Source organism: Escherichia sp. E4930 (assembly GCF_005845405.1).
In the GTDB taxonomy this organism is placed as follows: Bacteria; Pseudomonadota; Gammaproteobacteria; order Enterobacterales; family Enterobacteriaceae; genus Escherichia.
Genome location: NZ_VCDZ01000003.1, coordinates 83,342 through 107,940, shown reverse-complemented (window position 1 = coordinate 107,940; position 24,599 = coordinate 83,342). Strand labels below are relative to the sequence as shown.

The 24,599-nt window shown below is 47.9% G+C and carries 24 protein-coding genes and 1 tRNA gene; 8 read left to right on the top strand and 17 right to left on the bottom strand.

All coding sequences use genetic code 11. The annotated features are described in order from the left end of the window. Nucleotides 1-55 precede the first annotated feature (55 nt). Together mdoH and mdoG are read right to left on the bottom strand one after the other, a co-directional pair. On the bottom strand, nucleotides 56-2,599 hold the full coding sequence (mdoH, locus tag FFT88_RS03695; protein ID WP_130222068.1) for a glucans biosynthesis glucosyltransferase MdoH: 2,544 nt from the start codon (nucleotides 2,597-2,599) through the stop codon (nucleotides 56-58). Next, nucleotides 2,592-4,127: a glucans biosynthesis protein MdoG gene (mdoG, locus tag FFT88_RS03690; protein WP_130258319.1), complete on the bottom strand. Its 1,536-nt coding sequence runs from the start codon at nucleotides 4,125-4,127 to the stop codon at nucleotides 2,592-2,594. The genes mdoH and mdoG overlap by 8 nt, the downstream gene beginning before the upstream one ends. 393 nt (nucleotides 4,128-4,520) lie before the next feature. On the opposite strand from mdoG, the gene mdoC reads away from it, so the two are divergent. After that, a complete protein-coding gene (gene mdoC, locus FFT88_RS03685) occupies nucleotides 4,521-5,678 on the top strand; it encodes a glucans biosynthesis protein MdoC (protein ID WP_135404181.1) in 1,158 nt (385 codons plus the stop codon). 7 nt (nucleotides 5,679-5,685) lie between these two features. Here mdoC and clsC read toward each other — a convergent pair whose 3' ends face one another. From clsC to csgB, 6 genes are all read right to left on the bottom strand, one after another. Then, the gene (gene clsC / locus FFT88_RS03680) at nucleotides 5,686-7,167 is read right to left on the bottom strand and encodes a cardiolipin synthase ClsC (RefSeq protein ID WP_135404180.1); all 1,482 of its coding nucleotides are present in this window, start codon (nucleotides 7,165-7,167) and stop codon (nucleotides 5,686-5,688) included. Continuing rightward, nucleotides 7,109-7,642, bottom strand: coding sequence for an O-acetyl-ADP-ribose deacetylase (ymdB, locus tag FFT88_RS03675; protein ID WP_064528503.1), 534 nt, complete (start codon nucleotides 7,640-7,642; stop codon nucleotides 7,109-7,111). Before ymdB ends, clsC begins: the two co-directional genes overlap by 59 nt. A 94-nt stretch (nucleotides 7,643-7,736) precedes the next feature. Beyond that, nucleotides 7,737-8,048, bottom strand: a complete 312-nt coding sequence (locus FFT88_RS03670) for a type 1 fimbrial protein (RefSeq protein WP_130205471.1) — start codon at nucleotides 8,046-8,048, stop codon at nucleotides 7,737-7,739. A gap of 117 nt (nucleotides 8,049-8,165) precedes the next feature. Then, nucleotides 8,166-8,498, bottom strand: a complete 333-nt coding sequence (gene csgC / locus FFT88_RS03665) for a curli assembly chaperone CsgC (RefSeq protein WP_000992819.1) — start codon at nucleotides 8,496-8,498, stop codon at nucleotides 8,166-8,168. Between the two features lie 58 nt (nucleotides 8,499-8,556). Continuing rightward, nucleotides 8,557-9,015 carry a curli major subunit CsgA gene (gene csgA, locus FFT88_RS03660; protein WP_000771421.1) on the bottom strand — a complete coding sequence of 153 codons (459 nt, stop codon included), beginning with the start codon at nucleotides 9,013-9,015 and terminating at the stop codon, nucleotides 8,557-8,559. A gap of 40 nt (nucleotides 9,016-9,055) precedes the next feature. Next, nucleotides 9,056-9,511, bottom strand: a complete 456-nt coding sequence (csgB, locus tag FFT88_RS03655) for a curli minor subunit CsgB (protein ID WP_130215852.1) — start codon at nucleotides 9,509-9,511, stop codon at nucleotides 9,056-9,058. A 757-nt stretch (nucleotides 9,512-10,268) separates the two neighbouring features. Here csgB and csgD point away from each other — a divergent pair. Genes csgD through csgG form a run of 4 tightly spaced genes read left to right on the top strand, consistent with a single transcriptional unit; the run spans nucleotide 10,269 to nucleotide 12,611 of the window. Beyond that, nucleotides 10,269-10,919 (top strand): biofilm master transcriptional regulator CsgD, encoded by a 651-nt coding sequence (gene csgD, locus FFT88_RS03650; protein WP_064528493.1) that lies wholly within the window; start codon nucleotides 10,269-10,271, stop codon nucleotides 10,917-10,919. A 4-nt stretch (nucleotides 10,920-10,923) separates the two neighbouring features. Continuing rightward, nucleotides 10,924-11,313, top strand: coding sequence for a curli production assembly/transport protein CsgE (gene csgE, locus FFT88_RS03645; RefSeq protein ID WP_135384690.1), 390 nt, complete (start codon nucleotides 10,924-10,926; stop codon nucleotides 11,311-11,313). Between the two features lie 22 nt (nucleotides 11,314-11,335). Beyond that, nucleotides 11,336-11,752, top strand: a complete 417-nt coding sequence (gene csgF, locus FFT88_RS03640; protein ID WP_135404179.1) for a curli production assembly/transport protein CsgF — start codon at nucleotides 11,336-11,338, stop codon at nucleotides 11,750-11,752. A 25-nt stretch (nucleotides 11,753-11,777) separates the two neighbouring features. Beyond that, nucleotides 11,778-12,611, top strand: a complete 834-nt coding sequence (csgG, locus tag FFT88_RS03635) for a curli production assembly/transport protein CsgG (protein WP_130205462.1) — start codon at nucleotides 11,778-11,780, stop codon at nucleotides 12,609-12,611. A 61-nt stretch (nucleotides 12,612-12,672) separates the two neighbouring features. Here csgG and FFT88_RS03630 read toward each other — a convergent pair whose 3' ends face one another. The 4 genes from FFT88_RS03630 to ghrA all read right to left on the bottom strand — a co-directional run bounded on the left by FFT88_RS03630 (nucleotide 12,673) and on the right by ghrA (nucleotide 15,573). Continuing rightward, nucleotides 12,673-13,164, bottom strand: a complete 492-nt coding sequence (locus FFT88_RS03630; RefSeq protein ID WP_130205460.1) for a DUF1097 domain-containing protein — start codon at nucleotides 13,162-13,164, stop codon at nucleotides 12,673-12,675. Between the two features lie 101 nt (nucleotides 13,165-13,265). After that, entirely contained in the window at nucleotides 13,266-13,820 is a 555-nt protein-coding gene (gene ycdY, locus FFT88_RS03625) for a molecular chaperone YcdY (protein ID WP_130205458.1), read from the bottom strand. 22 nt (nucleotides 13,821-13,842) lie between these two features. Beyond that, nucleotides 13,843-14,580 (bottom strand): zinc-binding phosphatase, encoded by a 738-nt coding sequence (ycdX, locus tag FFT88_RS03620; protein ID WP_130205456.1) that lies wholly within the window; start codon nucleotides 14,578-14,580, stop codon nucleotides 13,843-13,845. A 54-nt stretch (nucleotides 14,581-14,634) separates the two neighbouring features. Then, entirely contained in the window at nucleotides 14,635-15,573 is a 939-nt protein-coding gene (ghrA, locus tag FFT88_RS03615) for a glyoxylate/hydroxypyruvate reductase GhrA (protein WP_135404178.1), read from the bottom strand. Nucleotides 15,574-15,807: 234 nt separating this feature from the next. On the opposite strand from ghrA, the gene FFT88_RS03610 reads away from it, so the two are divergent. The 3 genes from FFT88_RS03610 (at nucleotide 15,808) to FFT88_RS03600 (ending at nucleotide 18,130) form a co-directional block, all read left to right on the top strand. Then, nucleotides 15,808-15,895: transfer RNA gene (locus FFT88_RS03610), tRNA-Ser, on the top strand. Between the two features lie 787 nt (nucleotides 15,896-16,682). Continuing rightward, nucleotides 16,683-17,060, top strand: coding sequence for a DUF1878 family protein (locus FFT88_RS03605; protein ID WP_135404177.1), 378 nt, complete (start codon nucleotides 16,683-16,685; stop codon nucleotides 17,058-17,060). Between the two features lie 209 nt (nucleotides 17,061-17,269). Next, a complete protein-coding gene (locus tag FFT88_RS03600; RefSeq protein WP_135404176.1) occupies nucleotides 17,270-18,130 on the top strand; it encodes a hypothetical protein in 861 nt (286 codons plus the stop codon). Between the two features lie 113 nt (nucleotides 18,131-18,243). On the opposite strand, the gene phoH is transcribed toward FFT88_RS03600, so the two are convergent. The 5 genes from phoH to putP form a co-directional block, all read right to left on the bottom strand. After that, entirely contained in the window at nucleotides 18,244-19,032 is a 789-nt protein-coding gene (gene phoH / locus FFT88_RS03595; RefSeq protein ID WP_167851600.1) for a phosphate starvation-inducible protein PhoH, read from the bottom strand. A gap of 537 nt (nucleotides 19,033-19,569) precedes the next feature. Continuing rightward, entirely contained in the window at nucleotides 19,570-20,841 is a 1,272-nt protein-coding gene (gene efeB / locus FFT88_RS03590; RefSeq protein ID WP_135404174.1) for an iron uptake transporter deferrochelatase/peroxidase subunit, read from the bottom strand. A gap of 5 nt (nucleotides 20,842-20,846) precedes the next feature. Then, the gene (gene efeO, locus FFT88_RS03585; RefSeq protein WP_135404173.1) at nucleotides 20,847-21,974 is read right to left on the bottom strand and encodes an iron uptake system protein EfeO; all 1,128 of its coding nucleotides are present in this window, start codon (nucleotides 21,972-21,974) and stop codon (nucleotides 20,847-20,849) included. Between the two features lie 57 nt (nucleotides 21,975-22,031). Continuing rightward, complete coding sequence (gene efeU / locus FFT88_RS03580; RefSeq protein ID WP_000497942.1) at nucleotides 22,032-22,862, bottom strand: iron uptake transporter permease EfeU; 831 nt, start codon at nucleotides 22,860-22,862, stop codon at nucleotides 22,032-22,034. A gap of 218 nt (nucleotides 22,863-23,080) precedes the next feature. Further along, entirely contained in the window at nucleotides 23,081-24,589 is a 1,509-nt protein-coding gene (putP, locus tag FFT88_RS03575; protein WP_135404172.1) for a sodium/proline symporter PutP, read from the bottom strand. Between the last annotated feature and the right edge of the window lie 10 nt (nucleotides 24,590-24,599).

Genomic DNA, 24,599 nt, shown 5'->3' with positions numbered 1-24,599 from the left:
ATATTGCAGGAACGATGTAGGCCTGATAAGCGTAGCGCATCAGGCAACTACGTTTTTATTGCGAAGCCGCATCCGGGTTACGCAATGCCTGTGGATTCAGCTTTATCCCTTCATAGTAACTCACCCATGAAGAATATTTCTCCGGAGAGTTCCATACGCGGAAATGCAAACGTGCCATCGTTACCGGGTCGCTCAAAAGCACCAGACGACGATCGCGGTTCAGCTTCTCTGGCGTCTCGTTCAGCGCCTGTTCAACGTGGCGGTCACGGGCGATTTCCAGCACCTTACTGGCGCGGTGACGCGCGGTCGCCATTGCCGTTGCCAGGGCGTTAAACGACGGGTTAAATACCGCGTGCATAAAGCCATCGTCGAGAGAACGTTGACGGTTCATCTCAAGGAAACGATCGGTATCTACCAGCACCTGCGGCGGTGAATACTCTTCCGGGATCAGGAACAGTTTCCAGCGTTTCGCACGCAGCCCCACGGTCGCACGACTGGAGATCACCGAAACAAACGGTGACAGGATCAGTGAGAAGACAATCGGCGCCAGCCAGAACAGGAATCTCAGGTCCAGCCATGCCATGCCAACCGCCCACACAAGACCCAGTAACAGTTGCGAACCGTGACGTTTAAACGCTTCTCCCCAGGAAGTGGAGTCATCATCACGTTGCGGTGAATTCCACACCACCTCCCAGCCTAGGAATGCACTGACCACGAATACCGTATGAAACAGCATGCGCACCGGCGCCAGCAGTACGGAGAACAGCACTTCCAGCAGCAGCGACAAGGTGACGCGCCAGAAGCCACCATACTCTTTAGTCCCTTTGCACCAGATGAGCAAAATACTCAACAATTTTGGCAGGAACAGCAGCACCATTGTTGAGGCAAACAGTGCAATCGCCAGTTCAGGACGCCATTGCGGCCACACCGGAAACAACTGCCGTGGTTGCAGGAAGTATTGCGGTTCGGTCAACGCATGCACTACCTGTAATGCGGTCGAGAGCGCGAGGAACATAAACCACAGCGGCGCAGAGAGATAAGACATTACCCCCGTCAGGAACACCGCACGGTGTACCGGGTGCATCCCTTTGACCAGGAACAGGCGGAAGTTCATCAGGTTGCCGTGACACCAGCGACGGTCACGCTTTAGCTCGTCCAGCAAGTTTGGTGGCAACTCTTCATAAGAGCCTGGGAGATCGTACGCAATCCATACTCCCCAACCTGCACGGCGCATCAGTGCCGCTTCTACAAAGTCGTGCGACAGGATTGAACCGGCAAAAGAGCCTTCACCCGGCAACGGCGCCAGCGCGCAGTGCTCGATAAAGGGTTTCACGCGGATAATCGCGTTATGCCCCCAATAGTGCGACTCGCCAAGTTGCCAGAAGTGCAGACCGGCAGTGAACAATGGCCCATAAACACGGGTCGCAAACTGCTGGCAGCGCGCGTACAGCGTATCCATACCAGATGCTTTCGGCGAAGACTGGATAATCCCGGCGTTCGGGTTGGCTTCCATCAGGCGCACCAGGCCGCACAAGCAATCACCGGTCATCACTGAATCGGCATCCAGCACTACCATGTAGCTGTACTGACTGCCCCAGCGACGGCAGAAGTCATCGATATTACCGCTTTTACGCTTTACACGACGGCGGCGGCGGCGATAGAAAATCTGCCCTTCGCCGCCGACTTCAGCGATAAGCTCCATCCAGGCTTTTTGCTCTGCGACGCAGATATCCGGGTTGTAACTATCACTCAGAATGTAGACATCAAAGTGTTTAGCATTGCCGGTGGCTTTTACCGATTCCCACGTTGCGCGCAAGCCTGCAAAGACGCGATTCACGTCTTCATTACAGATGGGCATGATCAATGCAGTACGATGCTCCGGGTTTAGCGGTTCATCGCCAACGGTCGACGCAGAAATACTGTATTTATCGCGACCAATGAGCAGTTGCAGGAACCCCATCAACGCGGTCCAGAAACCGGCAGACACCCAGCAGAAAAGAACAGCAAAGAGGATCAGAATGCCGGTTTGCAGCATATAAGGCAGGAGCTGCATAAAGGAAACCCACAGATCCTGATCGACCATATCAACCGGATTAATAAACGCCCACCCCTGGTACGGAAGAATCGTCTTCATGTACCAGGTGGCGACAACGGTTTGCGCCAGTGTCAGGATAAGCAGGATATAACGACGGATTGTCCCGACGGTACGCCATTTTTGCTCGCTTTCCTGTTCTTCTTTGGTCAACCGAGCCAGATAGCGCGGTGTCACATCGCGCCCGCGCAGACGATCCCAGAATCGCCCTACCGGGTTAGTTCGCCACGGGTCGGGAAACATAGAGGAACGTTTTGCTTTCGGCATGGCCTGCAGCTGATCGCGTCCTTCGTCGTCTTTAATTAACTGCCCATCAGCCAGTGAATCCGGCCAGGCTTGTTCAAGACGCGCCTTCACCGACCCTTGCGGGGAGTCATCCTCCCGCGCCCAGGTGCGGTGTTCGGCATCCAGCGCCTGATGAACGGCGCGGATATCGGTCTTCGGCAATGCCGCTTTCTCACTGGCGGAGATGGGCATTGCGTCAATGTACTCAGTTGTTTTATTCATTGGCAGGTAACTGGTAGCTCCAGGTTTCACTCAACGTCTGATCGGCATTCACCAGCGCAGCACGCATTTCAGTGGTTTTCTTGGCATCTTTCACTTTCACGCGCATTACCAGACGCCAGCCTTTGGTGACCGGGTTATAACGCACTGTACTCTCTACAATCTCACCATTATCGCCAATACTGGTTTGTGCGGTGACTGGCGTATCCGCTGGCAGTTTTTTCATTTCTGCACCAGTAAAATCGACCACAAAGGCGATAGTACCGTCAGGTTGACGAATCAGGTTTGATTGTTTCACATCCCCCGTTGAACGACGCGTCTGCTGTACCCAGGCGTTATCTGGCGCATGCAATTTGTCTTCGTCCCGGCTGAAGGTGATGGTGTATTTAAAGTTCATCTCTTTACCCGGTTCCGGCAGCTGGTCCGGCGTCCAGTAAGCGACGATGTTATCGTTAGTTTCATCGTTGGTCGGGATTTCTACCAACTCAACGCTACCTTTACCCCACTCCCCTTTCGGTGTTACCCAGGCGCTTGGACGCAGATCGTAACGGTCGTCGAGATCTTCAAAACGAGAGAAGTTGCGGCCACGCTGTAACAGACCAAACCCTTGCGGATTCTCCATAGAGAAGCTGCTAACTGCCAGATGTTTCGGGTTATTCAGCGGACGCCAGATCCACTCGCCGTTACCGGCATGGATAGACAAGCCGTTTGAGTCGTGCAATTCCGGACGATAGTTATTCGCCGGAGACGGCTGGTTCGGTCCGAACAGGAACATACTGGTTAGCGGCGCAACACCCAATTTGCCGACTTTGTCGCGCAGATAAATTTTAGACTGCACATCAACAACCGTGTCACGTCCTGGCATAACCACAAACTTGTAAGCGCCTGTCGCCCGCGGTGAGTCAAGCAATGCATAAATGGTTAAACGTTTATCAGTCGGTTTTGGACGCTCGATCCAAAACTCTTTAAAGCGCGGAAATTCTTCACCGGATGGCAACGCGGTATCAATTGCCAGGCCGCGTGCAGAAAGGCCATAAACCTGACCTGCACCAATCACGCGGAAATAGCTGGCCCCGAGCATGCTGACGATTTCATCGTTTTTATCTTTGCTGTTGATCGGGTAAAGCACTTTAAAACCGGCAAAACCAAGGTCTTTTACCGTGTCTTTGTCATGCTGAACATCGCCGAATGTAAAATAATCCGGACTGTATTTGATTCTTTTTACTGCCGTTGCAGTAACTTCATTGATTTTGACCGGTGTGTCGAAGTACATACCCTGATGGTAGAACTCGAGCTTGAATGGGGTCTTCAGATTGTTCCAGTAGGCTTTGTCATGATTAAACTGGATCTGCTGATAGTCCGCGTATTTCATGTCGCGGAAAACGGAGGGCAAGTTGCTTTTAGGCGCCTCATAGCCTTTTCCGGCTAAGGATTGAGCTTGCTTTGCAACATCGTCAATGCTGAACGCCCAGCTTGAAGAGGTATACAGGGTTAACATTACTGCAGCACTCAACCAACGCATTTTCATCATTTGTAGTTTATGTTTCATAATAAGTAAGCACTTCCCCCTTTGTGTGCTTATATCGATCCGATCTATTTTAATGGATAACCAGCCATTACGACAACAGAATCCCGGTGTTATTCAGCATGCTGGCTCATGGATTAAGCACTTGATTGCGGCCGTTTTCACTTTCCGTGCTTCTCCTAAAGACAGAAGCAGCGAGTTCGTGTAGGGTTTGCCAGCAAAGTTATTTATCAACAGTCTTACAGACGCTTCCATTTTGGTTAGTGGTAGTGACTATGCCGCGCAAAAACACCCGTGAAGCCTGTGCCAGATGCGGTCAGGTCGATGTTGTTATGGCAAAAGCCTAAAGGCATTACCCGGCAGGGATAAGACGAAAAATCCGAGATTAGTTAATCATATATGAATCCAGTACCCGCGCAGCGTGAATATTTCCTCGACTCCATCCGCGCCTGGTTGATGTTGTTAGGGATCCCTTTTCATATTTCTTTAATCTATTCAAGCCACACCTGGCATGTGAATAGCGCAGAACCATCCTGGTGGCTGACACTTTTTAACGATTTCATCCACTCGTTCCGCATGCAGGTATTTTTCGTTATTTCTGGTTATTTTTCCTACATGCTTTTTTTGCGCTACCCATTGAAAAAATGGTGGAAAGTTCGCGTCGAACGTGTGGGGATCCCGATGTTAACGGCCATTCCTCTGCTGACCTTGCCGCAATTCATTATGCTGCAGTATGTCAAAGGCAAAGCAGAAAGCTGGCCTGGCCTGTCATTATATGACAAATATAATACACTGGCCTGGGAATTAATTTCGCACCTGTGGTTTTTACTGGTATTGGTGGTCATGACGACACTTTGCATATGGATATTTAAGCGCATCAAAGATAATTTAGATAATTCCGAAAACAAAAATAAAAAATTCTCAATGGCTAAACTATCGGTGATCTTCCTATGCCTCGGCATCGGCTATGCGGCAATAAGAAGAACGCTCTTTATCGTTTATCCGCCTATTTTAAGCGATGGCATGTTCAATTTTATTTTCATGCAGACGCTGTTTTATATGCCGTTTTTTATCCTTGGCGCATTAGCTTTTATTTTCCCTAATCTTAAAGTCTTGTTTACCACACCTTCTCGTGGTTGCACACTCGCTGCAGCAATGGCATTTGTCGCATATTTGCTCAATCAACGTTACGGTAGCGGCGATGCCTGGATGTATGAAACCGAGTCGGTGATCACGATGGTACTCGGCTTGTGGATGGTGAATGTGGTTTTCTCCTTTGGTCACCGTTTGCTCAATTTTCAGTCGGCGCGGGTGACCTATTTTGTAAACGCATCGCTGTTTATCTACTTGGTTCACCACCCGTTAACGCTGTTTTTCGGCGCATACATCACCCCGCATATCACCTCAAATTGGCTTGGTTTTCTCTGCGGCCTGATATTTGTGATAGGGATTGCGATAATTCTGTATGAAATTCATTTACGCATTCCGTTGTTGAAGTTTTTGTTCTCCGGAAAACCGGCCATTAAGCGCGAGAATGATAAAGCGCCAGCCCGCTGAGCCACGCTTACAATAACCATTCAACGGGTAATATTGACGCCAGTCTGACCAAAACCCGCTTCCAGACACTGGTTGCGGGTTCTTTTTTGAGAATAATTTCTTCCTTCCCGTGGCGATCGACCCAGTTAATCCGCCCCCACCGATCCAAACGCAACTGCCAGGCCGCATCATACTGACTCTGAATAAAGCGTTTATCGATCAGTTGCGCCAGCGTTTTGCTCTCTATTACCAGGCCCATTTCAGTGTTGAGTAATGTTGAACGCGGGTCGAAATTGAATGAACCAATAAATACGGTTTTGCCATCGACACTGAAGGTCTTGGCATGCAGACTGGCACCGGAATTCCCGGTTATTCCACGGTCGTGCAGTGTACCGGGTTGTTCCTGCGTCGGCTTCAGTTCATAGAGTTCCACGCCATAACGGAGCAATTTTTTGCGCCAGCGTGCGTAGCCAGCATGCACCACAGCGACATCATTGGCGGCAAGTGAGTTGGTTAAGATTGCTATCTTTACCCCTTTTCTTACCATCCGTAACAGTTGCGCTACACCTGCACGCGTCGGCACAAAATAGGAAGAGATAATATCAATCCGCTCGCCGGGTGACCCCATGATATCGAACAAACGCTGCGGCAGAAGGGAATGGCGTTTTGCTTTGCCCTCCCCTTTCGCAGGATCATCACTTAATAAACGCGTTTTTGCCCAAATAAGCGGTAACGCCCCCTCAACGAGTTGATTCATAAAAGGGCTTGATTCCAGTTTATGCAAATAGCGATGCGTGATGCTGTCATTATGCCAGGATGCGGGTAGCTCAATACGATCAGCCATTTCACCTTCTGGCACATCCAGAACATGCTGCAAGGGTGAAACTGATTTGCAATACCAGTAGCGGGCGAAATCATCAGCGACGTCCTCAACAACCGGCCCCATTGCCATCACATCTAAATCTGAAAAAAGCGGTTCTTCTCCTGCGCCAAAATATGCATCGCCGATGTTTCTCCCCCCCACCAGCGTCACCACGCCATCGACGGTAAAACTCTTATTGTGCATACGTCGATTGAGACGGGAAAAATCGGTGATATAGCCAAGCGGACGCAATAAGCGAAATGAGAAAGGATTGAAAAGTCGAACTTCAATCCGCGGATGACTATCGAGCAAGCGTAAAATGTCATCAAGTCCGGGTGTATTGTTGTCATCAAGCAACAAACGAACGCGAACGCCACGCTTCGCGGCGGCTAACAGAGCGGAAAACAGTAACCGCCCCGACATATCGTCCTGCCAGATGTAATACTGAACATCCAGCGTATGTTCCGCCATTTCTGCCAGGCAATAACGTGCGGCAAACGCATCCAGACCTTTATCAAGGGGGAAAATGCCGCACAGTCCTGGATGCTGCGAACACAAGGGCAACACCGCGCTCGCCAGCCGGGGCAAATCATTCATCTCCTTGTTGGGTAAGGAGTCTTTCGTAGAGATGGGCGTTTTCTTCATCATAACAGACAAAGTATACCTGCTCGGGTAAAGCGTGACGGGTAATAAATTCCGAAACGGTTTTTACTGCTATTTCAGCCGCTGCAGCGCGTGGGTATCCATAAACACCTGTACTAATGGCAGGGAAAGCTACCGATGTATAACTGTTCGCCGCCACCAGTCGCAGACTATTGAGATAGGCATCCTGCAATAGCTGATCTTCATTTTGTTCTCCGCCGCGCCACACGGGTCCAACAGTATGTACAACAGCTTTGGCGGGGAGATCGCCTGCGAGGGTAATTACTGCGTGTCCCGTAGGGCAGTCGCCCTGTTGTTGTCTGACTTTTAAACAGGCATCCAGCAGCGCCGGACCGGCAGCGCGATGTATAGCGCCATCGACGCCGCCTCCCCCCATCAACGATGGATTTGCCGCATTAACAATCACATCAACGGCCAGTTTGGTAATATCGCCCTGTACAACATGAATACGCGATTTCATAACGCCTCCTTACACCATCTTGTTTCTTAAGTGTACAGCAGGGTTTTTAGAGAAATCGCATTTTTCTTGTCAGCGACGTGAGTGATTCAGAAACTTAGTTATATTCGATATTCATCACAGCCAGCTTTTTCTGCTCATCAAGATACTGCACTTTTACTGAGGCAATTTGCGCATTTTTGACTTTGCCGCTCATTAGCTCTTTGCTGGAATACGTTTTGCTCTGTACAGGACCATTTTGCATACAGGTCATTTCAACTGGCGCTTGTAGGGAGCTCACGTCACACGCCGGTTCCACAATTTGACCATAAAAATGAATCACGCCACCTTGCGCATTACTTTCCGCTGTTGCAAAGAAAGGAAAAACCAGGCTGCCAAGCATAAGGGAGTTTAATAACGGTCTGAACATCTCTTCTATTTCCTCAATGATTAATCATCCTTGAGGTTGTGTTATCCATGCTTTCAGGTGGTCGATTCGTATCAGACCATTCTCTTCCGGTTCATTTTATGCTCAACTATCAATACATTAAGACTTTCCTGAAGAGGGCGGCCATTGTTGTGATAAATGAAGTGACTGTCCATCAGAAACAGTAACAACTATTTTCACCCGATCGTCCGGGGAAATATTTAAACTCAACTTCGTCAAGGCAATGGGTTGATTAGCGGGTAATGAAAGGGTCTTTTCTTGCTTCGTCTGACTTTGTCCAGAACTGCCTTCACGCAGAGATAATATTTGCACCCGGCACAAGCATGATTGCGTCAGAGTAACCTCAGGAATAATGGTGTACATGTCACCTTGTTGGGTTGTATTAAAGGTTATCTGGCTGGAAAGCGCCGCGAGAAGTAATAACGCGTTCATACTATTCTCCCGAAAAAAAACAGGGCTTGCGCCCTGTTTCTGTAATACAAATGCTGTATTAGTACTGATGAGCGGTCGCGTTGTTACCAAAGCCAACCTGAGTTACGTTGACACTGGAGTTAGATGCAGTCTGGTCAACTGCTGCACCGTTGCCGCCACCGAACTGTTTAACAGTCATTTCAGAGTTTTTACCGTTCCACTGATCCAGTGTCGCGCTGTTACCAAAGCCACGTTGGGTCAGTTCAATTGAGCTGTCATCAGAACCTTGTCCCACATCTGCGCCGTTACCGCCGCCGTGCTGGGTAATTGTCAGATCAGAGTTGCGGGCATCAGCCTGCAATGCAACAGCAGAGTTACCGCCACCGTATTGGTAAATATTCAGTTCTGAATTCGGGCCGCTGTTATTACCGCCACCACCGTGGTTGCCGCCGCCACCGCCGTACTGAGGAATAGAACCTGCCAGAGCGCTACCGGAGAATACGATTGCTGCAATTGCTGCTACTTTTAAAAGTTTCATGTAAAACCCCCATCGGATTGATTTAAAAGTCGAATGGAAATTAACGCTGTGTTACGCGAATAGCCATTTGCGACTGTCTCTGCACTACAATTGCCGTTTTTTGAGTACCATGCTGCGTAATATTTGCTTTATTACCAGAACCTTTCTGGATAATCATTGCAGTATTACCATATGCGCCCTGCGAAATACTGGCATCGTTGGCATTGCCCGCCTGATCAATATACGCAAGGTTATAATCTCCTGTCTGGTCAATCTTTGCCCGGTTGTTATTACCATCTTGCGAAACAACCGACAAAAGTTTAGAGCCTCCCTGCCGTAACTGTGCACTATTATTAGCACCAGCTTGACCAATTATGGCTGCCTGATTAAATGAAGACTTACTCAATTCATTTACCGCAAAGTTATACTCTGAATTAGCTAAATCATAACCTGCCGCGGCTGCAATCCCAGGCGCACCCAGTACTGTTAACATCATAAATAACAATCTGTTTTTCATGTTGTCACCCTGGACCTGGTCGTACATTTAAGAAATTTAAATCATTTCAACTTGGTTGTTAACGCAAACCGTTTTTTGTTAACGCTGCGTTACGATGGAAAGTATGTCTGCGGAAATATTTTTAATAACTCACCCGCGCGTTGTATTTTTCTTTTTTTACTCATGCCAAAGTATTAAAACTCGCGTAAATACGCTGTTATTTACGCAAAAATTATTTTGTTTACTTTTAAACCGTCGTTTTTTGACCACGAAAATTCGACAAACTATCTCTCCTCATGATTCACGAAGATTCTGTCGATATGTTTGCCTGACAAGCCGTCACAAACATCGTTTTTTTGCAGCCAAAAATTGTCCATGAAGAGAATCTGAAAATGCAGACAATTTTAACGCAACGAAAGGACCAGAGATAAATAAATTTTATAAAAACAATCATGTAGTTACGCGTATTTGTATGACTTTTCAAAATTGTGCAATAAAAGCCACATGTACAACTTTTCTATCATTACCAAACTTAACAACCCCTTAATGTTAACAAATTTAATTACCAGATTACATTTTGTTACATGTTTAACACTTGATTTAAGATTTGTAATGGCTAGATTGAAATCAGATGTAATCCATTAGTTTTATTTTTTACCCATTTAGGGTTGATTTATTACTACACACAGCAGTGCAACATCTGTCAGTACTTCTGGTGTCTTTATTGAATAAAGGCAGCTGTCAGGTGTGCGATTAATAAAAAGAGCGGGGTTTCATCATGTTTAATGAAGTCCATAGTATTCATGGTCATACATTACTGTTAATCACTAAACCTTCCTTGCAAGCGACTGCGTTATTGCAGCATTTAAAACAATCGCTGGCAATCACAGGAAAACTACATAACATTCAACGTTCTCTGGACGATATATCTTCTGGCTGCATTATTCTGTTGGATATGATGGAAGCAGATAAAAAACTCATCCATTACTGGCAGGATACATTAAGCAGAAAACACAACAACATCAAAACACTGTTGTTAAATACTCCAGACGATTACCCGTACCGCGACATTGAAAACTGGCCTCATATCAACGGTGTTTTTTACGCCCTGGAGGATCAAGAACGCGTCATCAATGGGTTGCAAGGCGTCTTACGCGGGGAATGCTACTTTACGCAAAAACTTGCCAGCTATCTGATTACACATTCAGGTAACTATCGTTATAACAGCACGGAATCTGCCCTCCTTACTCATAGGGAAAAAGAGATCCTTAATAAACTGCGTATCGGCGCCTCCAATAACGAGATTGCTCGTTCGCTGTTCATCAGCGAGAATACGGTTAAAACGCATCTTTATAATCTTTTCAAGAAGATAGCAGTCAAAAACCGGACTCAAGCAGTCTCATGGGCAAACGATAACCTCAGGCGATAAAGCCATGAAACGTTATTTATGCTGGGTTGTAGCAGCGAATATTTTCTTCGCTGCGGGGAATGTTCACGCCGTAGAGGTAGAAGTACCTGGATTGTTAACTGACCATACTGTTTCATCCATTGGACACGATTTTTATCGTGCCTTTAGTGATAAATGGGAAAGTAGCTATACCGGGAACTTGACGATTAATGAAAGGCCCAGTGCACGGTGGGGAAGCTGGATCACCATAACGGTAAATCAGGACGTTATTTTCCAGACTTTTTTATTCCCATTGAAAAGAGACTTCGAGAAAACTGTTGTCTTTGCACTGGCACAAACTGAAGAAGCACTGAACCGTCGACAGATTAGTCAGGCTTTACTGAGTACGGGCGATTTAGCGCCTGATGAATTTTAAATTAAATTGTCCGGAGGCTGCAATGCGTGTCAAACATGCAGTAATTCTACTCATGCTAATTTCGCCAATAAGTTTGGCCGGGAATATGACCTTCCAGTTCCGCAATCCTAATTTTGGTGGCAACCCCAATAATGGCGCTTTTTTACTAAACAGCGCCCAGGCACAGAACTCGTATAAAGATCCAAGCTATGATGATGACTTTGGTATTGAAACGCCCTCGGCGTTAGATAACTTCACCCAGGCCATTCAGTCACAAATATTAGGTGGGCTGCTGACAAATATTAATACGGGTCAGCCAGGACGAATGGTGACTAACGAATATATCGTCGATATTGCCAACCGGGATGGTCAGCTGCAACTGAACGTAACCGATCGTAAAACGGGTCAAACGTCCACGATTCAGGTTTCGGGATTACAAAATAACTCAACCGATTTTTAAGCCCCAGCTTTGTAAGGAAAATAATATGCAGCGCTTATTTGTTTTGGTTGCAGTCATGTTGCTGAGTGGATGCTTAACAGCACCACCAAAAGAAGCCGCCAAGCCGACATTAATGCCTCGAGCTCAAAGCTACAAAGATTTAACCCATTTACCTTCGCCAACGGGCAAAATCTTTGTCTCGGTATACAACATCCAGGATGAAACTGGACAATTTAAACCCTATCCGGCGAGTAACTTCTCCACCGCAGTTCCGCAAAGCGCGACCGCCATGTTGGTCACCGCATTGAAAGATTCGCGTTGGTTTGTACCACTGGAGCGTCAGGGCCTACAAAACTTACTGAACGAACGTAAGATTATTCGTGCGGCACAAGAAAACGGCACCGTTGCGCTCAATAACCGGATCCCGCTACAGTCGCTGACGGCAGCCAATATCATGGTTGAAGGGTCGATTATTGGTTATGAAAGTAATGTGAAATCGGGCGGTGCCGGGGCGAGATACTTCGGTATTGGCGCCGATACGCAGTACCAACTTGACCAAATCGCGGTGAACTTGCGTGTCGTTAATGTCAGCACCGGTGAAATCCTGTCATCAGTGAACACCAGTAAGACCATTCTTTCCTATGAAGTCCAGGCCGGCGTCTTCCGCTTTATCGACTACCAGCGGTTACTGGAAGGGGAAGTAGGATATACCTCTAACGAACCCGTTATGCTATGCCTGATGTCGGCGATTGAAACCGGTGTTATCTTCCTGATTAATGATGGTATCGACCGCGGTCTGTGGGATTTGCAGAATAAAGCAGATCTGCAGAATGACATTCTGGTGAAATACCGCCATCTGTCAGTACCGCCGGAATCCTGATCCATAAAAAAGCCGGAGTATTAATCCGGCTTTTACATATTCAATATAAAGCGTGATTCTCTCACGCTTTATTTTTTACTTGTTGCTCATGGTTAGCGGTCTTGGCACTGCGCGCCGCCAACCAAAGCCCACTGTTTTTCATCGCGTAACCAAACACCAGCCCAAGCGCCAGAGATGGCAATACCAGTTTCCAGTTTCCCTGCGCGGCAAACGTCGCACACGCACCGATAAATGTACCCGGAACAAATGACAGCAATAGCTGTTTGGCCTGAATACACATCAGGAAAGCGACAATGCCAGTCATGACATAGCCAACTATTTCCAGATGGGGTGCCAGCGCACTACCGTAAATAATGACCATTGCCCACACCACACCGCTAAGCAGCGTTGCAGCGGAGATCGCCAACCCTTTCAGGCCACCTTGCGGACAGGCAAAGTAGGCCGTGCAGCCAAGGAAACCCGCCCAGCTGAGTAAACCAAGGGAAACGGCCACCCATCCCCAGATACCGGAGAGAATGCCCGTTGTGATTGCAATAGAGAGAAGTATGTTCATGCCGCGAATGATAGCAGAAAACGCGGCCATGAATGAGATCGAGCACACATTTTATGCAACGTAGAGTTTGATGTTGCATTCACTAGTGATCATGATCACACTTATTCTTCTTTTTCTTCCTCAAGTTCATCCCACATTGCGCCGATAGCATCGCGGGTCAGTGGTGCCATAGTGCGCCAGAACGGCGTGGTTGCATGGGCCTCAATTTTACCGAGAAATGCGCCACACCACGGCAACAGATACTCGCTGAACAACGTTTCCAGTGCTTCGCTTTCATCTTCCGTTGACTGATCTTCCAGCCAGGAAGCCGCAAGCAGTAACGTGCCGATGTGATCGGCTGGCGTATCTGCTAACGGCATCCCGCGTTCTGAAAGAAAAGCACGCACTTCCGCTTCCGTCGCGCCCTCAACCCAGGCACTGCGGTAAGGCGGTACTGCACATTCATCGCCGATAAACAGCGCATTGTAATCGGCAGATACTTGCGCCATATCACAACTTTTCTGCAAGCGTGCCAGCAACTCATCCTGCTCCAGAGGCCAGCTCGCTGCCAATTTTCCCTCACGAATCAGGGTAAACAGCGGAACCAGTAAAGGGTCCTGCGGTTGGCGGTAATAAAGTGACCCCAGTACACGACACAGGATAGAAAACTCGTTCATTTATTTATTTCCATAAAAGCAATTAAAGTTCAGCAAATTCCGCAATCGGCGCCATACCGCGGGATTCCAGGAAGTTGAGTAAACGGCGCGGTGAAACATTCAAAATGCGTTCTTCTGGAAAATCAACCGCGTCAAGAATTTTACGACACTCTTCAAAATCACCCATAGTAAACGCGGTATGAGAATCCGAGCCTAATGCCACCCAACCGCCAGCATCGCGCACCGCAGCGGCAACTGCACGGCAGTTATCTTCACTGCCTTTGCGCGAGTGTAGGAAGGACGAATTATTGATTTCCAGCGCGACCTGGTGTTTCGCGGCTGCTTCCGCAACTGCTTTGAAATCAATGGAATATTTCGGATTGCCCGGATGGCTTATTATGTGCACATTGCCGCTGGCGATAGTCGCGATCATCGCTTGCGTATTGGTCGCTTCATCATGTGGTGCAAAAACCGGTTCATGAAAACCAGCAATGATTAAATCCAGCGACTCGAACATTTTGCCGCTACAGTCAATTTCACCGTCAACATTTTTAATGTTGGCTTCAATACCGCGCAGGATCCCTACCCCATCAACCACTCGTGGCCAAATACGCATATTAATGAAATGCCAGTGATGCGGCGCATCTTCCATATCCGGGCCGTGATCGGTAATTGCAAAAAGCTTGATTCCCTTCTGTTTAGCCTGGGCAATGTAGTCACTTAATGTGCTGTATGCATGCGTGCTGGCAACGGTATGCATATGTAGGTCGACGGGATACATAACTCTCTCCTGTATTCAATTCTTGCCAAGGATAGCAGGAATCCAGGCGCTTTATTAGTAGCCTCGAACTCGGTCGACTTGCCCGCTGACGGCCTCACCTCTTTCTAGCTGGGAAATGGTGCGCGAAATATACTCCACTGCTTCGACGGGGCGAGTAATAGCTGCCACATGTGGCGTTATCGTGACGCGTGGATGTTGCCAGAGCGGGCTTTCCGGCGGTAAAGGTTCACGATTAAAAACATCCAGCATGGCTCCTTTAATCTTGCCACTTTCCAGCGCCGCGAGCAGGTCATCTTCCACCACATGGACGCCACGCGCCAGATTGAGAAGATACGCGCCATCCGGTAATTGATTGAATAATTGTTGATTAATAATGCCAACCGTTTCGGGCGTATTCGGTAACAGATTAATCAGTACCCGGCATTGACTCAGAAATGCCTTCAGCTCCTCGCTTCCAGCAAAGCTTTGTACATCTGGCCAGGATTTACGACTGCGACTCCAGCAACGCAGCGGAAAGCGCCATGTTTGTAGACTTTGTGCGACTTTACTGCCCAACACGCCAGCGCCCAGGATGCCAATTGTAAAATCTTCCCGATGATATTCAGGCAGCGGTTGCCAGTGTGAAGCATTTTGCTGGATTCGATAATCGTCAAAACGTCGGAACCAATGTAGCACCTGGCTAACAGCATATTCCTGCATTTGCTCGCCCATACCGGTATCTTCCAGGCGGAAAAGCGGAATGGAGGGTTTAAGCATTTCAGGGTGTGCCTGTAGTTTACTCAATATAGAATCCACACCGGCGCCTAGTGCAAACACAGCTTTAAGATCGCGTCCTGCCAGCATTTCAACTGGAGGATGCCAGACTAACGCATAATCCGCGCCCTGGTTATCTCCGTTTTTCCAGGCTCTGACCCTGGCATGAGGTATCGCTTTACTCAGCGCCTCAATCCACCATTTTGAGTCAAAGGTTGGGTGATAAAAGATGATATCCATATTGGCTCCCGAAAAGAGTTGAGCGGAATTTATTCGCGCTTATTGTTATGATCTGCAAGGAACATCAGAATAGCAAATCTGCTGTCGGTGGCAAAAAAAGCAAAACTTGCTTATTTAAGCCACAAATTGATTGAAGTTTGAATAAACGCACTTTTTTTTTAAAAAAGTTTGTTGACCCGAGGCGACTATTTCCCTAAATTAGCGCCCGTTCCAGCAAGACAGGAACAACAATTTGGTGAGGTGTCCGAGTGGCTGAAGGAGCACGCCTGGAAAGTGTGTATACGGCAACGTATCCGGGGTTCGAATCCCCGCCTCACCGCCATATTTTAAGAAGAGCTCGTACGAAAGTACGGGCTTTTTTTTCGCATGTTGCACAGCCCGGCGGGGATGAGAAGCCCGGACCCGGGTTCGACAACTGGCGCCAGCCAGTTGGACAGACCGTGAACGCAGTGAACGGGCTGCCCACAGGGCGAGCGAAGCGAGTCAATCCCCGCCTCACCGCCATATTTTAAGAAGAGCTCGTACGAAAGTACGGGCTTTTTTTTCGCATGTTGCACAGCCCGGCGGGGATGAGAAGCCCGGACCCGGGTTCGACAACTGGCGACAGCCAGTTGGACAGACCGTGAACACAGTGAACGGGCTGCCCGCAGGGCGACGAGGAATTTCCCAACATAGTCTCCTGTTGCGTTCAGAAAGGATGAGGTAAGCGATACCTTGTTTTGCAAAATCATTTTTGCATTAGATAATACCGAAATAATATTTATTATTTACCAAGGCAAAAGCTGAATATAAATGTACAAAGTGATTCAATTCCAACTATTGCGGGTAAATGGATGGGAGTATCCTTTAATAACAGACAGCATGACTATGCTCTTCTGAAGCGAGCACAAGACAAAAGAGTTTCCGATATTGCTTTAGGAACTCTTGATACAAAAGATCCTGATGTTGATACTCACCTGCTTCTTGTTGAAGCAAAATAAATCTTAACTCTTACGAAACAGGTTGGCATTCAGGCACTCCAGACTCGCATATGTTCATGATCTACAAACAAATATTCAAGATGTCATATCTGCGATGAATTCTACATATTCTAAAATGGAGGATAAAGCATGAACTTAACTGAAATTTCAAAAGAAATTGAAAAATTGAAATACCATATAAGTATCCTTGGTGACATAATCGATTACCATAAGCATCCTGTGGAGTCATTAACTATTTCAATGGATTGGAATGAAAGAAACATTAACCGTACACATGATATATTTGAAAAATACGATGAAAAATTAAGCAACAATGAAAAATTAAAATGGTATGAATTTGAAAACGACTTAAAAGATGAACTCGATATTGAATACCAAATGGTAAAACAAGTTATTCTTGCTTTTTATAAAAACCATCAGTGGACAGATGTTTGTTATCAATATGCGCTGAGTTTTGGCCCCAACATACCTGCCGAGTTTTACCAAATTATTCGCCATAATAACTGATTGTTTATCTGGTAGTAGGCTAAATCTATTACCAGATAAATGCATTTGTTCATAATCATTTATTTATCAACTAATCTAATGCACAAACTGATATGGAATTGATTCGGGCGATGAGGTAGTAAATTATATACGATATTAATAATAATATTACGCATACATTAATATCAATTAGTATAGTTTTCATAGTAAATCAATTTAAGGATAGAACCATGTATAATACAAAGCGGATTGCCTGGCGTGCATATAAAAAAGGGTATCATACAGGGGAGAGTATAAAATGGTTTTCATATTTCCACTCAATTCTTACTGGAGCCTGCTTTACCTTTTTTATTGGGCTTTTTAGTGTACCCCCTGTTAATATCTCCAATAGTTTTCCGCTGTGGTGGGCTACGTTAGGTTTCGCAATATCAACATTACTGAACACAGGCTTCTCATTATTTTACATATTCGCAAGTGGCGAAAGGGAATTCATTTTTGAACTACACTCATATAGTAAAGTCGGTAACTTATTGATTATTACCTCATTAGCACTACCAGTAATTTCATTTATCATGTTACTTTTTTATTACTCCACACATATTGGCGTAATTATTTTATTTGTCACGGCCATCATTTTATTGATAATAAAAAGAATGTTTTCAGAGATAAAATCAACGAAGGATAAAATAGAAAAGAAAAAGTTATGGTCAATTGAAAACGAAAAGTTTGATGATTATGATACAATATGTGAACATTATGACTTTCCAATTTTCACACCAGAAGAACAAACCCAGAGGAATATTGAGTTTTACTTCCTTATCAAGATAAATAAAATTATTAAAAATTTTCAAGACAGCAACCCTCAAATCGACAACATGGATAATATTGATTTTTTCAATAACGAATTACTCAGCATTATTCATGAAATGTATAACAGCAGAAATTTCCACCCGGGCATTCTATCAAAAAAAACAAAGGAATTGATTTTATTAACCATGACCGACAACAATGAATTAAACAAGGAAAAAATCGCAGAAGAGCTGACAAAACTGAATGAATATATTGAGAACAGACTTTATAATTTAAAATAGCTATCCTGCATTGCAACTAAACCGGCTGTAGGTAGTTTCAGATAAATTTGCACTCCGAGCATACACATCAAAAACAAAGCCCGGTTAGCCCGGGCTCTGCGCTTGTAATACGCTTAACTATAGGCATGTAGCGTACGTTGGCAAAGAGCCGAACGTACGCAATCATTTTTGCCGAACCGGACGATCCCGACCATTTCATCTTCTTCGAAACGTTCCAGCGCGTCACTTAATCCAGAGCGCACGCCGCGAGGCAGATCGCATTGCGTGATATCACCATTGACGATAACCATTACGTTTTCCCCGAGGCGGGTTAAAAACATTTTCATTTGCGCGGCAGTCACATTCTGCGCCTCGTCAAGAATGACAACTGCATTTTCAAAGGTACGTCCACGCATATAGGCGAACGGCGCGATTTCCACCTTCCCTATTTCTGGTCGCAGGCAGTACTGCATAAAGGAAGCCCCTAAGCGCCGAACCAGCACGTCGTAGACCGGACGAAAATAGGGAGCAAACTTTTCTGCGATATCCCCAGGTAAGAAGCCAAGATCTTCATCGGCTTGCAAAACTGGACGGGTGACGATGATCCTGTCGACATCCTTATGTATCAGGGCCTCAGCCGCTTTTGCCGCACTGATCCAGGTTTTACCGCACCCGGCTTCGCCCGTAGCGAATATCAGCTGCTTACTCTCAATAGCCTTCAGATAGTGCAATTGCGCTTCATTTCGCGCCACGATTGGCGAAGTATCGCGACTGTCGCGGGCCATACCAATGGCTTCTACGCCGCTCATCTGCACAAGCGAGGTGACCGATTCTTCTTCACGCTGTTTATGGCTGCGTGAATCCCGTCTCAGCACACGTTTTGCTTCGCGACGAGCTTTGATCACTGCTTTTTGTCTTCCCATGGAGAGCACCTTGAGTTGTTTGTATTCATCACACGCGCCGTTGGCAGCGCGATTATGCGCACGAACATCAGAGGGTTGGCTTCCTTGTAAGCCATAGTTTGCTTTTGGAAATAACACCGAAAACGGCTACGCGCACCGTTCACGGCGTCGGTAACACAAGAAAAGGGAGGAAGTGAGTAAAAATACAGAGTGACGAAGTTGCTACCGGAGGAGAAATCTCCGCGTTTGGTCGAGCGTTGATTGTCAAAAACATGTCCAGTGCAGGACGTTACCATCCGCGATCTCCATAGTGACTGACTATCACTGCCGGGAACTACCGCTGTTACTTAATAAGTACAACAGTTTTCTCATTCATTGCAACAATATATTTACTTATATTTAACTATAAAGCACCATTTCAGTGACATTAGTTTCTACTGGAAAGATGACAGAGTGATGACAGTGATGAAAAAAGCTGTGTGCTTTCAGCAGGATTCGCTTCAGGCATCTGCACACGAACGCCGGATGCGGCGTAAACGCCTTATCCGCCTAAAAACATTAAACCTGCAATAGCGCCCTTCCCAGGTAATCATTCGCCTCCTTCACCCCCGGCAACGCATAAAAATAACCGCCGCCGATAGGTTTAACGTATTCCTCCAGCGCTTCGCCATTAAGCCTTTTTTGTACTGTCAGGAAGCCCTTTTCCAGATCGTGTTGGTAGCAGACAAACAATAACCCCATATCCAGTTGCCCGGAGTTGGTGACGCCCAACGAATAACTGTAGCCACGACGCAGCATCAGACTGGACTCACTCTCTGGCGTGCGGGGATTCGCCAGCCGGATATGGCTGTCCAGCGCAATCACCTTCCCTTCCGGATCGCTGGCGTAATCGGGAACATCATGCTCATGCTGCATTCCCAGCGGCGCACCGGTTTGCTTATCACGACCAAAAATCGTCTGCTGTTCTTTCAGCGGCGTTCTGTCCCAAAATTCCACTCGAAACTGAATCAAGCGTACTGCCTGATAGCTGCCGCCGATAGCCCACGCTGGCTCCTGCTGATCTGCCGTCACCCACACCACTTTTTGCATCAACTTATCATTCTGGCTATCGGGATTGGCGGTGCCGTCTTTAAAGCCCAGCAAATTTATCGGCGTCTCTTTGCCTTTACTACGCGCTGCGTGATCGGAAATAAACCCTTCCCGCTTCCAGCGCACGCTGAGCAAATCCGGCGTGTGTTTGATGATATCGCGCAGCGCATGGATCACCGTGTCCTGGGTGTTGGCGCAAATTTGTAGCAACACATCACCATGACATAACGCCGCATCCAGCGAGTCGTTGGGGAAACGCGTCATCTTCTGCAACTTTTTCGGCATCTGCGGCGCAAGCCCAAAGCGCTCATCAAACAATGAGTGGCCCACCGATAACGTGATGGTGAGATTATCGGGCGCAATGTAGTCGCCAAGAATGCCGGAATCGAGTGGTGGCAGGCGCGGATTTGGCGTTTCTGGTGCCGCTCCGCCCTGAGTCAGAAACGCAAAACGCTGAGTCAACAAGCGAAACAGCCGTTCAAGATCGGCTTTATCACTGGCAAGCACATCAAATGCCACCAGCATCATTGCGGCCTGTTGTGGCGTCAGGATCCCTGCCTGATGCTCACCATAAAACGGCTGTTTCTCATTACGTGCATCCGGTGAAAGCGTACCCGGCGCACTTTGCGGTTTTTGTGCATGAGCGACCGGACAACTTCCCGCCAGCGCCAGTGCACCAATCCCTTTCAGTAAACGTCGGCGTGACGGTTCATTCACGCCGTTTTCATCTTCATACTGCATAACGCTTAGTCCAGCCCCAGCACACCGCGAAGTTGCGCCAGATCTTCCGCCAGCGCAGTAATCGACCCTTTCAGCGCGTTACGGTCGGCATCGGTCAGTTTGTCGTAGGTTTCAAAACCGTCTTTGGTACGGTATTTCGCCAGAATGGTATCGACCTTTTTGAAGTTAGCATCGACTTTTGCCAGCAGCTCCGGGTTGGCTTTTTGTAGTTGCGGACGCAGCAGATCGACAATTTTCTGCGAGCCTTCAACGTTAGCCTGGAAATCCCACAGATCGGTGTGGCTATAGCGATCTTCTTCACCGCTGATTTTGCTGGCTGCCACTTCCTCAATCAGTCCGGCTGCGCCGCCGACCACTTTTGAAGGTGGGAAAGCCAGTTCACTGATGCGTTTTTGCAAATCGACCACATCGGTATAAAGCTGGTCAGCGTACTGATCCATTCCTTTGGTGGTGTTGTCGCCAAACAATGCTTTTTCCAGACGGTGGAAACCAGTGAATTTCGGATCGGCGGCTTTTTGCTCGTAATCATCTTCACGGGCGTCAATGCTGCCATCCAGATCGGAGAACAGTTCAGCAATCGGTTCGATGCGCTCATAGTGCTGGCGCGTTGGCGCATACAGTGTTTTCGCTTTTTCGATATCGCCTGCTTTAATCGCGTCGGTAAATGCTTTGGTGTCAGTCACCAACTGCGTGGTTTCCGCCATGACATACGCTTTATATGCAGTAATTGCACCACCAAGACTTAACAGCGCATCACTTTGCGCCGCATCCGCCGTTGCCTCGCCTTTGACGATCAACTTCCCTTTCGGGTTAGTCAGCAGGCCGCAGGTCATATCGTATTCGCCAGGCTGTAAATTCGCCGTCATTTTCTGGCTAAAGCCAGGGGCGATATTTTCCCGCTCTTCCACCACCATCACGCCTTTAAGGATCTCCCACTCCAGCGCCTTCTGGCTGTGGTTCTGAATAATGAACTGTGTTTTCCCGGCGTTAACCGTAATGGTCATCGGTTCGCACTGCTTATCCGTCACGGTCACTTTGACCTGCGGTACATCAGCGGCGTTAGCCATAAAAGCAGAAGAAAACAGCGCAGCCACGCTCAACTGCAATGCGTTACGGCGGAAGTTAATGGTCATGACGAGACTATCCCTTTAAAGTATGTTGTAACTAAGCAAGAGTTTGCGTCGTATTTGTTACGCAGAGCGAGACGCTGTCGCCCCTGCACGTGGCGGCAGAGCAAATGCCACCAGCGCCGGGATGAGATAAATAAACCAGACGGCGACTTCGCTGACGCTCGGCGCTTCCTGATAGCCAAAAATCCCTTCCATCAGCGTGCCAAACAGCGAGTGAGTTGAGAGCACCGCGCTCATATCGAAGGCGATTTCCTGAAAGTGGTTCCACAATCCGGCTTCATGAAATGCGCGAATGGCACCAGCTGCCAGCCCTGCGGCGACGAAGAGAATAAACAGGCTGGTCCATTTAAAAAATGCACCAAGATTGAGGCGAATACCGCCCCAGTAGAGCAGGAAGCCGAGCACCACGGCTGTAGCAAGACCGAGCATTGCACCCAGCGGCGGCCAGATCCCGACATCTTGTTGAAATGCCGCCAGCAGGAAAAAGACCGACTCCAGCCCTTCCCTTGCAACGGCAAAAAAAACCATCATCACCAGCGCCCAGCCATGATGATTTCCACGCTGCAATGCGCTATCGACTGCCTGTTCCAGTTGCACTTTGACGTTGCGCGACACTTTGCGCATCCAGAAAACCATCCAGGTAAGAATCACCACGGCGATCACCGCCACGATACCTTCAAACAGTTCCTGTTCTTTTTGCGGAAATTCGCCGGTGGTTTCGTTAATGAAGATTCCCAAGCCCAGGCACAACGCAGCGGCAAGCAACACGCCAATCCACATCACACCAATCCATCGGCCTCGCTGGGTACGCTTAAGATAGCTGGCAATCAAACTGACAATCAGCGCGGCTTCAAGTCCTTCGCGCAACATAATGAGAAACGGAACAAACATGCCACCACCCTTAAACGTTTTTCTGAGTCAATCTATGCAAAGAAAAGTAAATCGCAGTGATAGCGATTATCATTACGGCGAGGAAAAACACAAGCAGAATGTAGTAATAATGATGAGAAAATGTAAAATTTTTTTGAGAGAAAACACAGAGGGCAATCACCGATTGCCCTCTGCTTGCTTCCCATTATAACGTGGGATTTTCGTTAAAACGCCTTCCCTTAGCTTTCCTGCAACCGTGACGGCGGCGCCGAATGATAGTGCGCATCGGCCTCGGCAAAGCGTTTTTGCATCGCCGCTGACGGCGCTTTACCCAGCAAACTAAACACCACAATCCCGATACTGCCGAAGATGAAGCCCGGAATAATTTCGTACAGACCCAGCCAACCGAACTGCTTCCAGACGATAACCGTCAGCGCACCGATGATCATCCCCGCCAGCGCACCGTTGCGCGTCATGCGTGACCACATCACCGAGAACAGCACCACCGGACCAAACGCCGCGCCAAAGCCTGCCCACGCGTAGCTCACTAAGCCCAGCACGCGGTTTTCCGGGTTTGCCGCCAGCGCAATCGCCACCAGCGCCACCACCAGCACCATCACACGCCCTACCCACACCAGTTCTTTCTGGCTGGCATGTTTACGCAGAAACGCTTTGTACAAATCTTCAGTAATCGCACTGGAACACACCAGCAACTGGCAGCTTAAGGTTGACATCACCGCCGCCAGAATCGCCGACAGCAGAATCCCGGCAATCCACGGGTTAAACAGAATTTGCGCCAGTTCGATAAACACACGCTCGGCGTTCTGATTTACCGCACCCGCTACCGCCGGATGATCGTTAAAGTAAGCAATCCCAAAGAAGCCAACAGCCACCGCCCCTGCCAGGCAGAGGATCATCCAGGTCATACTGATACGACGCGCATGGACAATGCTGTGGTGAGAATCCGCCGCCATAAAACGCGCCAGAATGTGCGGCTGCCCGAAGTAACCCAGCCCCCAGCCCATCAGCGAGATAATGGCAACAAAGTTCAGCCCTTTGAGCATATCCACGTTTTCGATGCTCTTTTGTTTGATCACTTCCAGCGAGTCACCAAAGCCACCGACACTGATAATGACGATAATCGGCGTCAGGATCAGGGCAAAAATCATCAGGCTGGCCTGTACAGTGTCAGTCCAGCTCACCGCGAGGAAACCGCCAATAAAGGTGTAAAGGATCGTCGCCGCAGCGCCCGCCCACAGAGCCGTTTCGTAGCTCATGCCGAAGGTGCTTTCAAACAGACGCGCGCCTGCCACAATGCCCGAAGCGCAATAAATGGTGAAGAACAGCAAAATAACCAGCGCGGAGATAATGCGCAAAATGCGGCTTTTATCTTCAAAGCGCCCGGTGAAATAATCCGGCAGAGTTAAGGCGTTATTATTGTATTCGGTATGAACACGCAACCGCCCGGCCACCAGTTTCCAGTTAATCCACGCGCCTAATGTCAGGCCAATGGCGATCCAGCTTTCGGAAATCCCGGAAAGAAAAACCGCGCCTGGCAACCCCATTAACAGCCAGCCGCTCATATCCGACGCACCCGCCGATAATGCCGTCACGAATGGCCCAAGGCTACGACCGCCCAGAATATAATCGTCAAAGTTTTTGGTTGATCGCCAGGCGATAAACCCAATCAATATCATGCCAAAGATATAGACACAAAATGTCACCAACATCGGTGTGCTAATAGCCATCTAAAGTCTC

Coding starts and splice junctions, on each gene's coding strand:
- csgD (WP_064528493.1), top strand. CDS start 10,269: ATGTTTAATGAAGTCCATAGTATTCATGGTCATACATTACTGTTAATC.
- efeB (WP_135404174.1), bottom strand. CDS start 20,841: ATGCAGTATGAAGATGAAAACGGCGTGAATGAACCGTCACGCCGACGT.
- phoH (WP_167851600.1), bottom strand. CDS start 19,032: ATGGGAAGACAAAAAGCAGTGATCAAAGCTCGTCGCGAAGCAAAACGT.
- csgG (WP_130205462.1), top strand. CDS start 11,778: ATGCAGCGCTTATTTGTTTTGGTTGCAGTCATGTTGCTGAGTGGATGC.
- mdoH (WP_130222068.1), bottom strand. CDS start 2,599: ATGAATAAAACAACTGAGTACATTGACGCAATGCCCATCTCCGCCAGT.
- clsC (WP_135404180.1), bottom strand. CDS start 7,167: ATGATGAAGAAAACGCCCATCTCTACGAAAGACTCCTTACCCAACAAG.
- csgB (WP_130215852.1), bottom strand. CDS start 9,511: ATGAAAAACAGATTGTTATTTATGATGTTAACAGTACTGGGTGCGCCT.
- ycdY (WP_130205458.1), bottom strand. CDS start 13,820: ATGAACGAGTTTTCTATCCTGTGTCGTGTACTGGGGTCACTTTATTAC.
- FFT88_RS03630 (WP_130205460.1), bottom strand. CDS start 13,164: ATGAACATACTTCTCTCTATTGCAATCACAACGGGCATTCTCTCCGGT.
- csgC (WP_000992819.1), bottom strand. CDS start 8,498: ATGAACGCGTTATTACTTCTCGCGGCGCTTTCCAGCCAGATAACCTTT.
- efeU (WP_000497942.1), bottom strand. CDS start 22,862: ATGTTTGTTCCGTTTCTCATTATGTTGCGCGAAGGACTTGAAGCCGCG.
- putP (WP_135404172.1), bottom strand. CDS start 24,589: ATGGCTATTAGCACACCGATGTTGGTGACATTTTGTGTCTATATCTTT.
- FFT88_RS03600 (WP_135404176.1), top strand. CDS start 17,270: ATGTATAATACAAAGCGGATTGCCTGGCGTGCATATAAAAAAGGGTAT.
- mdoC (WP_135404181.1), top strand. CDS start 4,521: ATGAATCCAGTACCCGCGCAGCGTGAATATTTCCTCGACTCCATCCGC.
- mdoG (WP_130258319.1), bottom strand. CDS start 4,127: ATGATGAAAATGCGTTGGTTGAGTGCTGCAGTAATGTTAACCCTGTAT.
- ymdB (WP_064528503.1), bottom strand. CDS start 7,642: ATGAAATCGCGTATTCATGTTGTACAGGGCGATATTACCAAACTGGCC.
- FFT88_RS03670 (WP_130205471.1), bottom strand. CDS start 8,048: ATGTTCAGACCGTTATTAAACTCCCTTATGCTTGGCAGCCTGGTTTTT.
- FFT88_RS03605 (WP_135404177.1), top strand. CDS start 16,683: ATGAACTTAACTGAAATTTCAAAAGAAATTGAAAAATTGAAATACCAT.
- efeO (WP_135404173.1), bottom strand. CDS start 21,974: ATGACCATTAACTTCCGCCGTAACGCATTGCAGTTGAGCGTGGCTGCG.
- ycdX (WP_130205456.1), bottom strand. CDS start 14,580: ATGTATCCCGTCGACCTACATATGCATACCGTTGCCAGCACGCATGCA.
- csgA (WP_000771421.1), bottom strand. CDS start 9,015: ATGAAACTTTTAAAAGTAGCAGCAATTGCAGCAATCGTATTCTCCGGT.
- csgF (WP_135404179.1), top strand. CDS start 11,336: ATGCGTGTCAAACATGCAGTAATTCTACTCATGCTAATTTCGCCAATA.
- ghrA (WP_135404178.1), bottom strand. CDS start 15,573: ATGGATATCATCTTTTATCACCCAACCTTTGACTCAAAATGGTGGATT.
- csgE (WP_135384690.1), top strand. CDS start 10,924: ATGAAACGTTATTTATGCTGGGTTGTAGCAGCGAATATTTTCTTCGCT.